Here is a 15998-nt window from a genome sequence, read left to right as displayed (position 1 = left end):
GTTGAATCATGATGACCGTATCGCAAGCCGCAACGCCGCGAATGCCGCGCACAGCAAGGGAGGCTGACCGGCTCGTCGTGCGCGCGAGCGTTGATTCGACGAATTACGTGGCACGGCACATGATCGAAGAGGATCAGCTCATGCCGCGCCAAGATGGCCGGCTCCCGATCACGGTGGTCGCCGCCGATATGCAGACCAGCGGGCACGGGCGGCTGGGCCGTGAATGGGTGAATGTTCCCGGGGAATCCTTCACCGTTTCCTTTGCCACTGTGCTGCCGCGCGCGCTCGCCACCGACGGGAGCGTGAACGGATGGATCCAGATGGCTGCCGGGCTGGCCAGTCTTGACTCGATACGCGGCGCGCTTGAAGAGGTCGGTTCCAAGAGCATCAGGCCTGGCCGTTCACTGGCTCTCAAGTGGCCCAATGATGTGTTCTGCCGTGGTTTGAAACTCGGCGGGATCCTGTGCGAACTTGTGCCGTTGCCGCATGTCGATGATGTCCGCGTTGACGTCGGTGACGCCGATGGCGGGACTCAGGAGGCAGATGGCGACGGCGCAGAGGCCGCGCCGGCTTCAGATGTCGAGTTCGACGATTGCATCGGCGTGGTCTTCGGCGTCGGCCTCAATCTCGCGGTGCGGGCCGAGCGTTTGCCTACGCCCGAATCCACTTCGCTGCAGTTGCATCGCGAGGGCCTGCCCGAGGCGCGGATCATGCGCGATCTGATCGCTGCGGGAATCGTGCGCTCGCTGCGCAAACGGCTGCAATCGCTGATTGATGACACGCCCGGCCAGCGCGACGCTTTGCTCGAGGAAACACGCGCAGAATGCTGGACGTTGGGCAGACGGGTCAAGGCGCGGCTCGCCACCGGCGGTGCCATCTGCGGCACTGCCGTCGCCTTGAACCCCGATGCTTCGCTCAGCGTCCGCGACGACGCCGGGGAGATATGCGTCGTGCGCACTGGCGACGTGGGGGTGCTCGGCTGAGAATCAATGCCTAAACGTCTCAATGCCGCGAATCGCGCACCATGTCGGCCTTGTGCGGGAATAACTGCATCGCATAGCCGCTTTCATGCGTCGCAACTCATCCCACCGCCTTGGTCGGCGTGCAGCGAAGCTGCGTGTTGTGCAGCGGCCAGAGGCCGGGTCGGAGGCAAATACGGCCGGCGGCCTGATCAGAACAGCTTGGCCAAACCGGATATGGCCAGCGAGGCGATGAGGGCTTTGATGAGGTCGCCGAGCACGAAGCCCATGGATGCTGTGGCCACCGCGCTCAGCGGCACGCCGGTGAGCGTCGATTGGACAAGGAACCCGAAGGCGTACACCACGACAATGCAACCGATTGCAGCGGCCAGCAGGTAACGCGACGCAGTGCGGACATAGCCGAGGAATCCATTGGTGTCGGCCTTGCCTTTAAGCAGCGCGGCGATGATCACTCCGGGCAAGAATCCAATAAGGAAACCGGCGCTGGGACCGAACAGCGCCATGGTCGATGCGCCGCCGGCGAAGACCGGGGCGCCCATGGCTCCAGCGGCAAGATACGCGCCGACCGCTCCTGCGGCCTCTTTCCAGTTCAGGGTCAGCGCAGCGAGCATCACGACGAAGGTTTGCAATGTGATCGGCACGGGCGTGCCGGGTATGGGGATGGCGCCTGCGGCGGATGCGGCCCACAACAGCAGGGCGAACATGCCGGCTTTCAGCAGCGAAAACCGCAGACGGCGGGATGATGATAATGCGATGGCGTTTCGTGCTTGCATGAATCCTCCTGGATCGCGCGCCTGCTGGTACCGCAGGTACATGCGTGCATTGTGTGGTTGCAACCGCCCTGGGTAATTGAGACTGAGTAAATTATCCAAGGTGTGACCGGTACCTGGGACATCGATCGGCGCAGCCGATCAGCCCCGGCACCAATCGCCCAGCGTAGCCGGTTCATTGCGGCCTGTCGTTGGGTGCAAGCTACAAAATCCAGCCAATCCTTTTGTGGGTTGTTCCGATATCAGCTGTCGAGATGCAGTTGCACTGATGGCATCTGCAGCAATCCCGATTGCTGACCCCGCGCTGCGTATGTACTGCGCGAAAGCGGGCGGCTGAGCTTGCTGGATAAAGCGCGTGGCGGGCATTGCGCTGATGGCACTTTGGGAATAACACCGAGCAGAAGGGGCACTGGGTGGAGGAGCTGGGTGGAGGAGCTGGGCAGAGGACACTGCGAGATGACACGGCTAGCGGGCGCCGTGCCGCGGGGATTCTTACCGTGATGGCGCGGCGACGCCTGCCTCGCATAATGAAAATTCGCCACGGAATGGGTTACGTGAGGGGGAATTGATCTTGCATCGGCAGACCGCAGGCCTGTAGGCCACATTGACGGATTCGAACAATTCACTGCACGATGCGCTTTCAGCGGCCGGCGGCAAATGCTCATCGCACCTGTTTTTTGTAACGCCAACGCCAACGGCGAGCACAACATGCAGCGAACGCATGATGAGGCGTCTCAGTCGTGAAGAGCATCTCGCCGACCACTGCAATACTCGTGAAACTTCGTGCCATAGCTGTAGCGCCGATGTGCGACGCCCAAGCTAGGCCCAATCCCTGATCGCCCCGCATGACCGGTCTGGACGCGCGCCGAACGTTTGTACGATCTCACAAAGACGGTCGCGCCATTTTGTAGCTTTGCCGCTGACTTGGGGCGGCCCGGCCGGGTTACGTTAGAAAATATGGTCAAAAACGTCAACACAATACTGGTGGCCAATCGCGGTGAAATCGCTTTGCGGGTCGTACGAACCGCGCGCGAAATGGGCATCGCCACTGTGGCCGTCTACGCCGAACAGGACCGCAACGCGCAGTACGTCGAGATGGCCGACGAAGCGTATCTGCTCCCCGGCGACACGTATCGCGACACCTATCTCAACGAAGGGCTGATGATCGACGTGCTGCGGCGCAGCGGCGCGGATGCCGTCCACCCCGGCTATGGCTTTCTCTCCGAAGTGGCATCCTTCGCACAGAAGGTGATTGACGCCGGCGCCATCTGGATCGGGCCTTCACCGCAGGCATTGACCGATCTGGGCGACAAGATCACTGCCCGGCGCGTCGCAAAACTCGCCAAGGTGCCGCCGGTCCCCGGCATCTCCGACCCGGTGAGCGACATCCGCGTACTGCTCGAGTTCGCGCACACACACGGCTACCCGCTGATGATGAAGCGCACGGACGGCGGCGGCGGGCGCGGCATCGTGCTGGTGCATGACGACGATGAGCTGCGCGGTTTCTATATGAGCCACGATTCACTGCAGGGCGGAGACCTGAACGAGTACTTCGTCGAACGCTTCATCGACAAGGCCCGCCACGTAGAAACCCAGTGCGGACGCGACAGCCACGGCAACTTCACCGTGTACTCCACCCGTGACTGCTCCGTGCAGCGGCGAAACCAGAAGCTCATCGAGGAGGCCCCGGCGCCGTTCCTGTCCGAGGACGCGAATGAGCAGCTGCATCGTTACTCTCGCAATCTGTTCGAATCAGTGGATTACCAAGGTTTGGGCACCTGCGAGTTCATGGTCACCGGCCAGCGCAAGGTCTATTTTCTGGAAGTCAACCCGCGTCTGCAGGTCGAGCACACGGTCAGCGAAGAGGTGTGCGGGCTGGATTTGGTGCGCGAGCAAATCGACATCGCCAACGGCGGCGAGCTCAACCAAGTGCAGCAGCCCCGCGGCCACAGCTTCGAGCTGCGCATCACCTGCGAAGACCCGGCCACAAACCTCACGCCGAGCTCGGGCACGCTCAGCGCGATCCGCTGGCCCTCCGGCCCGGGCATCCGCGTCGATTCGGGAGTCGAAGAAGGCGACACGGTCTCGCCGAAATTCGATTCGATGATGGGAAAGCTCGTCATCACCGCGCAGGATCGGCCCACCGCCGTCGCGCGTGTCCGCCGTGCTTTGCAGGAGTTGAGCATCGAAGGCGTGCCGACGCCGGCGAGCCTTTACGAGCAGATTTTCAACGATCCGGTGTTCACCGCCGAAGGGCACGATTTCGACGTGTCGACCAAATGGCTTGAACGCGAATACCTCAACCGCGAGCCGTCCACGCTCGCCAGCGGTCAGCCGGCGTCGCTCAGCGGTGACGTCGAGCAGCCGCAGCGCGCCGAAACAGAGTCCTTCGTCATCGAGATGAACGACAGGCGGGTGACGCTGAAAGTTCCCGTGGATATCGTCAACACGCTCACCGGCGCCGCCCGTGCCCGCGGCGCCAAGCGCGCCTCTCAACCGTTGCGTGGCCAAGGCTTGCATGTGGTGGAAAGCGGCAATTCTGCCGATCAGAAACCCGGTGTGATCGCCTCCCCGATGCAGGCGGTGATCACCCGTGTGAACGTCGCCGAAGGGCAGAGCGTGGCCAAGGGCGATCTGCTCATTGTGCTCGAATCCATGAAGATGGAGAACTACGTCTACGCGCCCGACGCCGGTACGGTCACCAAGATATTCGTCGGACCGTCGTCAGGCGTCGAGGCGGGGGACACCCTCATCACGATTGACGTGGATGGAGACGGCGGCAGCAACACAGGCAATGGAAGCGCCGATGAGTCCACCGCAAACAAAGGGGATAGTCAATGACCGATATCATGAACGCCCCGGACGTCAGAAAGGCCATGGAAAGCGGCGCGCCCATCGAATCGCAGCCCATCCGCCCGGCCATCGCCCATGCCGCACAATTGGCGCGTGACGCCGAGAACGCCGCCCGCATCCGCCAGCACGGCAAGGGCAAGCGCACGGCCCGCGAACGCCTCGACCTGCTCTTCGACACCGGCTCCTTCGAGGAGATCGCGCGTTTCTCGGGTGGCGACATCAATGGCGAGCGCGCAGGATGCGCCGTCATCACGGGCTTCGGCGAGGTCTACGGTCGCAAGGTGGCCGTCTACGCGCAGGATTTCTCGGTCAAGGGCGGCACGCTCGGGCGGGCGGAAGGCGAGAAGATCTGCCATCTTATGGATATGGCCATGTCCATCAAGGCGCCGGTCGTGGCGCTTATCGATTCGGGCGGTGCGCGCATTCAGGAAGGCGTCGCCGCGCTGACGCAGTACGGCAGAATCTTCCAGAAGACCTGCGAGGCCAGTGGCTTCATTCCGCAGATATCGGTGATTCTGGGACCATGCGCAGGCGGTGCGGTGTATTGCCCGGCGCTGACCGACTTGATCATCATGACGCGCGAGAACTCGAATATGTTCGTCACCGGCCCCGACGTGGTCAAGGCGGCGACCGGCGAGGCGATCAGCATGGAGTCGCTTGGCGGCGGCTACGTGCACAACGCCACCTCAGGCGTGGCGCACTACCTTGGCGAGGATGAGGCAGACGCCATCGACTACACGAGAACCGTGCTGGCTTACCTGCCCTCCAGCTCGCAAAGCCCTGCGCCGAGCTTCGCCTACTCCGCCACCAGGTCCGACCGCGAAATCGCGCAACGTCTGTGCGCCATCATCCCCGACAATGACCGCCAGCCCTACGATGTGCTTGAAGTGATCCGCTGCATCGTGGACTACGGCGAATTCGTGCAGGTGCAGGAGCTTTACTCGCCCTGCGCTGTAGTCGGCTTCGCCTGCATCGAAGGCCGTCCGGTCGGCGTCGTGGCCAACCAGCCCAATGTGCTGGCAGGCATCCTCGACGTCGGATCCTCCGAGAAAATCGCACGATTCGTGCGCCTGTGCGACGCTTTCAACCTGCCGGTGATCACCTTGGTGGACACGCCCGGCTACAAGCCCGGCTCCGATCAGGAGCATGCGGGCATCATCCGGCGCGGCGCCAAGGTCATCTATGCGTATGCCAACGCCCAAGTACCGCTCGTGACTGTCGTCCTGCGCAAGGCCTTCGGCGGCGCGTACATCGTCATGGGCTCCAAGGCCATCGGCGCCGACGTGAACTATGCCTGGCCCTCCAGCCAGATCGCTGTGCTCGGCGCGCAGGGCGCCGTCAACATCATCCACCGCAAGGACTTGCAGAAGGCCAAGGAGCGCGGGCGGGACGTGGACGCGCTGCGGGCGCAGCTGATCGAAGAGTACGAAAGCACTACGGTCAATGCGAACCTGTCGCTCGAAACCGGTCAGATAGACGCGATGATCGACCCGGAGCAGACGCGTGAGGCCATCGCCGAATCCTTGCGACTGCTGGCCGGAAAGAGGCGCGTGAGCCGCACCGGCAGGCACCATGGCAACCAGCCGTTATGATGCACGATACCGCATCCATAGCGTCCAACGACCCTTGCCGGCATTCAATTGACGTGCACTCAACCGTGCAGAATATAGCCACTGAAAACGCAGTCCCCGCAACCACGAATACACGAAATCCAACTCATCAGAACCAACCATTAAGGAATGTCATGACCGACACCACATTCTTCCTCAACCGCTTGTCCAGCGAACCGCATGCGCTCGCCTTCGGCGGCCAATCGACCCCTTGGACGGCGGCGCTCGCTGATCAGGGCAATGACCCCACCTTGGCTGCCGCGCTGCACGCGCACGTCGATGCGGCCAGCCGATTGCTGGCGAGCGTCAACGCCGAGCTGCTTGCCACGACCGGCGGGCCGGTCGATCTGTTTGGATTCGAGGCAAACACGGCCTCGCTCGGGGCCGGGGCCGATGCTGCGGCCAGCGTGCCGGGCATAGCGCTGACGCAATTGGGCGCGCTGATCGACGCCGCAAGCCTCGGTTATGACGTGGTCGCGGCCAAGCCGGTCGCCGTGCTGGGCCATTCGCAGGGCGTCATCGCCGAGCATATGATGCAGGTCATCGTCACCGCTGGCTCCATTGAGGCTGCGCAAGGCGACATTGATCAGATTCTCGCTATCGCGCAGCTGATCGGCGTGGCCGGCACGCGCCAGGCCCGCATGCTCGCTCTGCGTCCCAAGAGCGGCGATGCGACACCGATGCTGTCGGTGCGCGGCGCGACCGTCAAACAGGTCGAAACGCTGATTTCACGCGTGAATAAGCCGCGCGGGCCAATTTCGATTGCCGTCACCAACTCGGCGAACCAGCATGTGCTCTCCGGATATCCGGAGGATCTGGCCGCTTTCGCCGTGGAAACCGAGAAGGAGCACAAGCATCAGGCCAAGCTGCGCGAGGAGAAGGTGCGCGGGGGATCGGTGTTCGCGCCGGTGCTCGAATATCTTGATGTCACTGTGCCCTTCCATTCGTCGCTCATGGCGCAGGCCGTCGAGCAGACGGTAGCTTGGGCTGCGGCCAGCGGGCTGGATGAGGCCCGCTCCCGTGCGCTCGCCGAAGAGGTGCTGGTCAACCATGTGGACTGGGCCGCGCGCGTGCATGAGCTGCTCGCATCGACCGATCCGGCCAAGCTGTGGATCGTTGATCTTGGCCCCGGCATGACCGTCGGCAAGCTCGTCGGCGCGCTGGTGCAAGGCACCGGCGTCGGCGTGGTTGAAGCCGCCAGCGGGGCCGATCGGGCCGCGCTCTCGACCATGGAGAGCGATCCTGCCCGCACGCAGGACTGGGCGGTTTTCGCGCCGACAATAATTCGCACGCCCTCCGGTGATCGCATTCGCACCAAGTTCAGCGAGCTGACAGGCAAACCGCCGGTGCTGCTCGCCGGCATGACCCCGACCACCGTCGAGCCCGAGATCGTCGCGGCTGCGGCCAACGCCGGCTACTGGGCCGAGCTGGCCGGTGGCGGGCAGGTGACCGCCGAAGTCTTCGACCGTCATGTGGCCAAGCTCGAACAGGAGCTTGACGAGGGCGCCACCATCGAATTCAACGCGATGTTCATGGATCGCTACCTGTGGAACCTGCAGTTCGGCACCCAGCGCATCGTGTCCAAGAAGCGTGCCTCAGGAACCCCGATTGACGGCGTGGTCATTTCCGCCGGCATCCCCGAGCTTGACGAGGCCAAGGAGCTTGTCGCTGCGCTGAACGCCGAAGGTTTCCCCTATGTGGCATTCAAACCAGGGACTGTCGATCAGATTCGCCAGGTAGTGCGCATCGCCAAGGCCGTCGCGCCGACGAAGATCATCGCGCAGGTCGAAGGCGGCGCCGCCGGCGGACACCACTCGTGGGAGTCGCTGGACGATCTGCTCATCAACACCTACGCCGACGTGCGCGCCTGCGAAAACCTGGTACTGGTCGCCGGCGGCGGCATCGGCACTCCCGATCGCGCCGCGGACTACATCTCCGGCCAGTGGGCGCGGGTTTACGAGCTGCCCGATATGCCGGTGGACGCTGTGATGATCGGCACCGCTGCGATGACTGCCAAAGAGGCCTACACCAGCCCTGAGGTCAAGCGGATGCTGGTCGAAACCCCCGGCATCGTGCAGGCGCCGGACGACGAGGATCCCTTCGCGCCGATCGGCGAGAAGTGGGTACCGAGCGGCAAGGCAGTGGGCGGAGTCTCTTCGGGCCTGAGCCATCTGCATGCCGATATCTACGAGCTGGAGAATTCCTCTTCGCGCTGCGGCCGTCTGCTCGTGCGTGTGATGAAGCACCCGGATGAGCTGCTCACCCGCCGCGGCGAGATCATCGAAACGCTTAACGCCACGTCTCGCCCATACTTCGGCGATGTGGACGCGATGACCTACGCCCAGTGGGCCGAACGCTTCGCGCGGCTCTCCTTCCCGTGGGCCGATGATACGTATGCCGATCGCTTCCTGCACCTGCTGCAGCGCATCGAGGCCCGCGTGCGCGATCAGGAGTCCGGCGAATTCGACTCGTTGTTCGCTGCCCGCGCCGCAGTGGAATCCGATCCGTATGCGGCCATTGCGACGCTGGTCGAGGCCTACCCGCAAGCCAAGGAGATCAAGGTAATCCCGAACGATGTGGCCTGGTTCATCTCGCTGGTGCGCGAGTATCCCAAGCCCATGCCCTTCGTACCGGCCATTGACAACGATCTGCTGCGCTGGTGGGGCCAGGACCAGCTGTGGCAGTCCGAGGATCCGCGCTATTCAGCCGATTCCGTGCGTGCCATACCGGGGCCGATCTCGGTCGCCGGCATCACGAGCGTGGATGAGCCGGTAGGCGGTATCCTCTCCCGTTTCGAGCAGGCCGCCATCGAGCGCACGCACGCTCTTGAAACCGACGAATCTGAAACTGCTGCCGAGCCGGAGCATGCCTTCGCGCAGCTGAGCGCCGCCGCAAGCGCCGAGGAGTTCATCCGCTGCAGCCCGAACATCTCCTGGGTCGGCCATCTCATGGCCAACCCGGCCTTCGGCACTATGCTGGGCGACCCGCACTACGAGATCACCGCGACGGGGAGCCACGAGGACAATGTGCTCTTCGACCTGGATATTCATCTGGACACCTTCTGGGACAACGACCCTGACGGCGGCGCGTCCAAGCACGCCGTGCGTGACATCGTGATCCCGCTGACCATCGATGCCACCAAGCCCGGCCGCTTCCCGGTCGTGGACCGTGAGCGCTTGCCGCAGCACGTCTACGCGATGCTCGCCGACACCGCCGGCATCGGCAACACCGCCATCACCGGCGACAAGCTCACCGCGATGCCGACTGTCGAAATCTTGGACGACAAAAAGTCCTACCCCTTCGGGCTGGCACATACCGGCTACACCTTGTCTCCCAACCTCGGCTTCGATCATGAGACGGCGACCGCAGGAACCCTGCCCGGCTCGCTCTTAGCCTCGCGCATCGTGCCCGACGCGTTGGTCGGACCGGCATGGCCGGCCATTTATGCCGCCTTGGGATCGGTGTATGTCCACGGCTTCCCGGTGATCGAAGGGCTGCTGAACGCGGTCCACCTAGACCACCTGATCGAGCTGGACGTGGCCGAGGCCGAGCTGCTGACCCACACCGGCGAGCATATCGCGCTGACCAGCTGGGCCGAGGATTACCTCGAATCCGCGTCCGGGCGCGTGGTGATCATCCACGTGGCCCACACCGCGTCTGACGGCACCGTGCTGGCCCATGAGATCGAGCGCTTCGCCATCCGCGGCCGCTCCTACTCGCAGGCCCTGCCGCCCGAGGCGCCCGAATATGGCGACTACCTCTCGTTCCGGGGCAATTCCAACGGCAAGAGCACGCCCTTCGACGACAATGAAGACCTGGTCATCAATACCCCGCGTCGCATGCTGCGCCGCGTCACGGTGACCGCGCCCCACGAGATGACGGCCTTCGCCCGCACCTCCGGCGACTTCAACCCGATCCACACCTCGCATCGCGGGGCCGCGGTCTCCGGGCTGGCGGCGCCGCTGGTGCACGGCATGTGGCTTTCGGGCACCGCCCAGCATGTGGCGCAGGCTGCTGACGACAAGGGCATGCACTATGAGATCGCCGGATGGACCTACAACATGTACGGCATGGTCCAACTGGATGATGCCGTGGAAATCAGCGTTGAACGCGTGGGCAAGCTGCGTCATGGCGGGCTGGTGCTTGAGGTGACCTGCCGCATCGACGGCCAGATCGTCTCGCGCGGCACCGCCGTCGCCCGTGCGCCGAAAGCTGCTTTCGTCTACCCCGGCCAAGGCATCCAGCAGCAGGGCATGGTCTTGGGCGAGCGCGCCCAGTCCGCCGCTGCGCGTGAAACCTGGGAACGCGCCGACAAGCTCACTCGCGAGCGCCTCGGATTCTCGATCCTCGCCGTCGTGCGCGACAACCCGACCGAGCTGACCGCCAACGGCGTGACCTACCGTCACCCCGACGGCCTGCTCAACCTCACCCAGTTCACCCAGGTAGCGCTCGCCACCGTGGCCTTCGCACAGACTTCGCGCCTGCGCGAGTCCGGCTCGGATATTTGGCCTGCGTACTTCGCCGGCCATTCGCTGGGCGAATACAATGCGCTGAGCTCCTTCGCTGGCATCATCCCGCTGGAAACCGTGCTGGAGCTGGTGTTCCACCGCGGCTCCACGATGCACCATCTCATCGAGCGCGATGCACAAGGACGCTCGAACTATCGCATGGGCGCGCTGAGGCCGAACCAGTTCGGCGTAGGCGACGACCAGGTCAAAACCTATGTCGAGCAGGTGGCCGCCGAATGCGGCGAATTCCTCCAAATCGTCAACTATAACCTCGCCGGGCAGCAGTACGCCATCGCGGGCACCATCAAAGGCCTCAAATATCTCAAGGCCGACAGCAACCGCCGCGCGAAGGAGGCTGGCGGCAAACCGGCGTTCATGCTCGTGCCGGGCATCGACGTGCCGTTCCACTCCACGCTGCTGCGCAAGGGCGTGCCGGAGTTCCGCGACAAGCTCGACGAGCTGCTGCCGCAGCATATCGACTACGAGCGTCTTGTCGGGCGCTACATCCCGAACCTCGTGGCCGCGCCCTTCGCGATGACCCGCGAGTTCGCTGCGAAGATCCTCGCAGCAGTACCTTCTGCTCGCATCAAGGAGGCGCTGGACGACCCGGCGGTCTGGGAGTCCTACGCCGCCGACGAGCAGAAACTCGGCCGGCTGCTGCTCACCGAACTGCTCTCGTGGCAGTTCGCGTCCCCGGTGCGCTGGATCGAAACGCAGGCGCTCATGTTCGGCGAGCCGTCGCAGGGTGGACTTGGCGTCGAAGAGTACGTCGAAGTGGGTCTGGGCAATGCCCCGACTTTGGCGAACCTGGGTGCGAAGACGCTCAGGCTGCCCGACTTCTCCGGCCGCAAGGTCACGGTGTACAACTTGGGCCGCGACGAGAGCCGCGTATATATGACGGATAGTGATCCTGCTGTTCAGGCCGGCAGCAGCGACGCGCTATTGTCGGCTTCAACTCCGCATGCGGAGCGGTTAAGCGGAGAGTCCAATGGGCTCTCCGCCAGCGACGCTGAGCACGATGCGGCGAGTGCGAAGAAACAAGAAGCGGCGGCGAACGCTGCTCCTCTTTCCGCAGTCGCGGCTGCCGCCCCGCCCGTCCCGGTTGCCGCCTTCGGCGAGCGTCCGGCTGACGTCGCATACAATGCTTCGGACGCCATCACCACGCTGCTGGCGTACGCGGCCAAGGTCCGTCCCGATCAGATCGGCGATGTGGACACGACCGACACGCTGACCAATGGCGTCTCGTCCCGCCGCAACCAGCTGCTCATGGACATCAGCTCCGAACTTGGCGTGGCAAGCGTGGATGGTGCCGCCGAGGCTGCTATCCCTGCCCTGAGCGCCTTGGTAAACAAGGTCGCACCGAATTACAAAGCCTTCGGGCCGGTGCTTTCGGATATCGTGCGCGACCGCGTGCGCGGGCTCTTCGGCGCTTCGGGCGTGAAGCTCGCGCAGATTGAGAAGCGCGTGACCGATACATGGCAGCTCGGCGCTGGATGGGCTTCTCATGTTGTCTCCGCGCTGGTATTGGAAACACGTGAAGGCGCCTCCGCTCGCGGGGGCGATCTCGCATCGCTCGGCGCCGATCCAGCGGCGAACGCCAACGCAGCGAACTCGCTTATCGATGCCGCCGTGCAACATGTGGCGCAGGCTCATGGCATCACGGTCGGTCTGCCCAATTCGGGCGGTGCCGCAGGCGGCGCGGTCGTAGATTCCGCAGCGCTGGATGCCTTCGCGCAAAAGGTCACTGGCTCTGACGGTGTGCTCGCCGCAACGGCGAGATTCGTGCTGAACGAGCTTGGCGTCGCCGCTCCGGTCGTACAGCCTTCCCAGGATGCGAACGCCGCCGTGGTCGCCGCTGTCGATGCCGAGCTGGGGGCCGACTGGCCCAAGCAGGTCGAGCCGCGCTTCGACGAGCGTCGTGCGCTGCTGCTGGACGATCGCTGGGCTTCGGCCCGCGAGGATCTCGCGCAGCTGTACTATGGCAGCAAGAACAACGAGGACGGTCGCATGACTGTCGAAACCATCGCCGCGCTGAACTTCATCGGTGCTGGCCAGGATGTGAGCACTCAGGCCCGCTGGTTCGCGGGCAAGGCCCGGGCTGATGGCGACGGAGAACTCAGCGCGACATTTGCGCGCATCGCCGAGCAGGCGCTTGAACCGCTCAGCGACGATCCGCGGTCCTCTCGTTTCGCCGGCGATGTGGCCATCGTCACCGGCGTCGCCGTGAATTCGATTGGCGCGCAGGTCGTCAATGGCCTGCTGGCGGGCGGCGCGACGGTGATTGCGACGTCGCACAGCTTCACTACGGCGACGAAGGAATGGGCCAAGCGCACGTACCGCAACCATGCGGTCGGCAATGCCAAGTTCTGGCTGGTTCCCGCGAACCTGTCGAGCTATCGCGATGTCGACAAACTCGTGCAGTGGGTTGGCTCAATCTCCAAAAAGACGACCGGCGCGACGACCACGATTCTCAAGCCGGCTTATGAGCCAACGTTGTTCTTCCCCTTCGCCGCGCCTCCGGTGCATGGCACCATGGCCGATTCGGGCGAGCTGTTCGAATCGCAGTCCCGCCTGATGCTCTGGGGCGTGGAGCGCGCCATCACCGGCTTCAGCGCGATTGGCGCGGACACCGATGTGCAGCACAAGCTGCATGTGGTGTTGCCCGGCTCGCCGAACCGCGGCGTGTTCGGCGGCGACGGCGCCTACGGCGAGGTCAAGAGCGCCTTCGATGCCATCGTCACCCGCGCGCATGCCGAGCAGAACTGGTCCGGCCGCGTCACCTTCGCCCATCCCAAGATCGGTTGGGTGCGAGGCACAGGGCTGATGGGCGGCAACGATCCGCTGGTCGCCATCGTCGAAAAGCACGGGCTGCGCACCTATTCGACCGAGGAGATCGCAGTGCAGTTGCTCGATATGGCCACGAAGCAGGCTCGCGAGCAGGCGGCCATCGCGCCACTTGACGTCGATCTGACCGGCGGTCTGGGTTCGACGCCGATTGATATCAAGGCTTTGCGGATGGAGGCGGAGAAAGGCTCGTTGAGAGAGAACTCTGTTGCGAAGACCCCACAAAACGGTCAAAGCGAAGGCAAAAACGGCTCTGCATCAACCACTCTCAAAGCCCTCCCCACCCCGCATATCCGCCATCAGGCGCCCGTCGATTTGGCCGACTGGCAGGGCGTCAGCGCGAAGCCCGAGGATGAAATCGTCATCGTTTCTGTCGGCGAGCTTGGCCCTTGGGGCTCCGGGCGCACGCGCTTCGAGGCCGAGATGGGAATCCGCCCCGATGGCTCGGTCGAGCTGTCGGCCGGCGCGGTGCTCGAACTGGCGTGGAATATGGGCTTGGTCACTTGGCAGGACAGCCCGGCTCCGGGCTGGTATGATGCCGACGGCAACCTCGTGCCCGAGGAGGATATTGCTGAACGCTACCATGACGAGGTCGTGGCCCGCTCCGGCATTCGCCCCTTCGACGAAGGCATGGGAAACGACTACAAGGACGGCGCCGACGAGGAAGAGGCCGAGGTCTTCCTCGACCACGATGTCGAATTCTCCGTGCCGAGCAAGGATGTCGCTGATGAGTATGTCAAGCTTGACGAGGCGCATACCACCATTGCGCAGGATGAGGAATCAGGCGAATGGGTGGTGACGCGCCACGTCGGTTCGATGATTCGCGTGCCGCGTCGGGCCACGATGAGCCGCACGGTCGGCGGCCAGTTCCCCAAGGGTTTCGACCCGCTCAAGTGGGGCATCCCCGCTTCCATGGTGGGCGATGTGGACCGGATCGCGCTGTGGAATATCGTCACCACGGTCGATGCCTACCTGTCCGCAGGCTTCAGTCCGGTCGAAATATTGCAGGCGATTCATCCTTCGATGGTCGCTTCGACGCAGGGCACCGGATTCGGCGGCATGAGCTCGATGCGCAAGCTGTATCTCGATCGCTTCCTCAACCATGAGATTCCGACCGATATTCTGCAGGAGGCGCTGCCGAATGTGGTCGCGGCCCACGTCATGCAGTCCTACATCGGCGGCTATGGCAACATGATCCAGCCGGTTTCCGCCTGTGCCACTGCTGCGGTGTCGCTTGAGGAAGGCGCCGACAAAATCGCGCTCGGCAAGGCCGACTTCGTGGTCACCGGTGCAATTGACGACATCGGCGTGGAGTCGGTGATTGGCTTCGGCAACATGAACGCGACTGCCAACTCGCAGGAGATGTATGACAAGGGCATAGAACCGCGCTTCTTCTCGCGGGCCAATGACCGTCGCCGCGGCGGATTCCTGGAATCCCAAGGTGGCGGCACGATTTTGCTCACGCGCGGCGATATCGCGTTGAAGCTCGGTCTGCCGGTCGCTGGCGTGGTCGGCTTCATCCACAGCTATGCGGATGGCGCGCACACTTCGATTCCGGCTCCCGGTCTCGGCGCGCTCGCTGCGGCGCAGGGCGGCACGGATTCCAAGCTCGTGCACGATCTGGCGAAGCTGGGCGTGACCCCGGACGATATCGCCGTGGTCTCCAAGCACGACACCTCCACGAATGCCAACGACCCTAACGAGTCCGAGCTGCACAACACCATTGCGCATGCCATCGGGCGCTCTGAGGGCAACCCGCTGTTCGTGATCTCGCAGAAGTCGCTCACCGGCCATGCCAAGGGCGGCGCCTGCATCTTCCAGGTCAATGGACTCACGCAGCTGTTCACCTCCGGCCGTATTCCGGCGAACGCTTCGCTGGACTGCGTCGACCCCAAGCTCAAGCGTGACGACCATCTGGTCTGGCTCAAGCAGCCGCTTGATGTCGGCAAGGTCAAAGCTGGTCTGGCCACTTCGCTCGGCTTCGGCCACGTCAGCGGATTCACGGCCATCGTGAATCCGGGTGCTTTCGAAGCCGCCGTGGCGAACACCGCCGGCACCGAGGCTCTTGCAGCATGGCGCAGCCGCGCCAACGAGCGCCTCGCCGCCGGCCAACGCCGTCTCGAAGAAGGCATGATGGGCCGCGCAGCGCTCTACGAGCCGATCGACAACCGCCGCTTCCACGAGGATTCCCGCAGCTACGACGCCCACGAAGTTGAAAAGGCCATGCTGCTTGATTCGAAAGCCCGTTTGGGTGCTTCGGGATATTACGAGGCGTGAATTTAGCGCCTAGGTAATTAAGCGGGGCGCAGGGAACGGAGGTTCTCTGCGCCTTGTTCATTGCGGCGAACGTGCAATTGCCTGTTTCCGTGGTTTCAGCAGCTGAATCAGGGTGGGCTCTGTTGCCGTTGTGTGCCCTCCATGAGCTTCTCGGCA

Annotated in this window: 5 protein-coding genes; 4 read left to right on the top strand and 1 reads right to left on the bottom strand. The window is 63.8% G+C overall.

Going from position 1 to position 15998, the window contains the following annotated elements:
* The first annotated feature begins 8 nt into the window (after positions 1 to 8).
* A complete protein-coding gene (locus LKG04_RS03010) occupies positions 9 to 983 on the top strand; it encodes a biotin--[acetyl-CoA-carboxylase] ligase (protein WP_291761759.1) in 975 nt (324 codons plus the stop codon).
* 188 nt (positions 984 to 1171) lie between these two features.
* Here LKG04_RS03010 and LKG04_RS03005 read toward each other — a convergent pair whose 3' ends face one another.
* A complete protein-coding gene (locus LKG04_RS03005) occupies positions 1172 to 1753 on the bottom strand; it encodes a biotin transporter BioY (protein ID WP_291761757.1) in 582 nt (193 codons plus the stop codon).
* 954 nt (positions 1754 to 2707) lie between these two features.
* On the opposite strand from LKG04_RS03005, the gene LKG04_RS03000 reads away from it, so the two are divergent.
* The 3 genes from LKG04_RS03000 (at position 2708) to LKG04_RS02990 (ending at position 15842) form a co-directional block, all read left to right on the top strand.
* The gene (locus tag LKG04_RS03000) at positions 2708 to 4591 is read left to right on the top strand and encodes an acetyl/propionyl/methylcrotonyl-CoA carboxylase subunit alpha (RefSeq protein WP_291761755.1); all 1884 of its coding nucleotides are present in this window, start codon (positions 2708 to 2710) and stop codon (positions 4589 to 4591) included.
* A gap of 35 nt (positions 4592 to 4626) precedes the next feature.
* Positions 4627 to 6195 carry an acyl-CoA carboxylase subunit beta gene (locus tag LKG04_RS02995; protein ID WP_434734859.1) on the top strand — a complete coding sequence of 523 codons (1569 nt, stop codon included), beginning with the start codon at positions 4627 to 4629 and terminating at the stop codon, positions 6193 to 6195.
* Positions 6196 to 6347: 152 nt separating this feature from the next.
* On the top strand, positions 6348 to 15842 hold the full coding sequence (locus LKG04_RS02990; protein WP_291763233.1) for a type I polyketide synthase: 9495 nt from the start codon (positions 6348 to 6350) through the stop codon (positions 15840 to 15842).
* Positions 15843 to 15998 lie beyond the last annotated feature (156 nt).

The sequence above is a fragment of the Bifidobacterium sp. genome, from assembly GCF_022640935.1.
Lineage (GTDB): Bacteria > Actinomycetota > Actinomycetes > Actinomycetales > Bifidobacteriaceae > Bifidobacterium.
Note: the sequence above shows the minus strand (reverse complement) of the source record. Positions and strands in the feature narration are given on the sequence as shown.

What these genes read in the sequence shown, in the direction of transcription:
- LKG04_RS03010 (WP_291761759.1), top strand. Translation starts at nt 9, where the DNA reads ATGATGACCGTATCGCAAGCCGCAACGCCGCGAATGCCGCGCACAGCA.
- LKG04_RS03005 (WP_291761757.1), bottom strand. Translation starts at nt 1,753, where the DNA reads ATGCAAGCACGAAACGCCATCGCATTATCATCATCCCGCCGTCTGCGG.
- LKG04_RS02995 (WP_434734859.1), top strand. Translation starts at nt 4,627, where the DNA reads ATGGAAAGCGGCGCGCCCATCGAATCGCAGCCCATCCGCCCGGCCATC.
- LKG04_RS02990 (WP_291763233.1), top strand. Translation starts at nt 6,348, where the DNA reads ATGACCGACACCACATTCTTCCTCAACCGCTTGTCCAGCGAACCGCAT.
- LKG04_RS03000 (WP_291761755.1), top strand. Translation starts at nt 2,708, where the DNA reads ATGGTCAAAAACGTCAACACAATACTGGTGGCCAATCGCGGTGAAATC.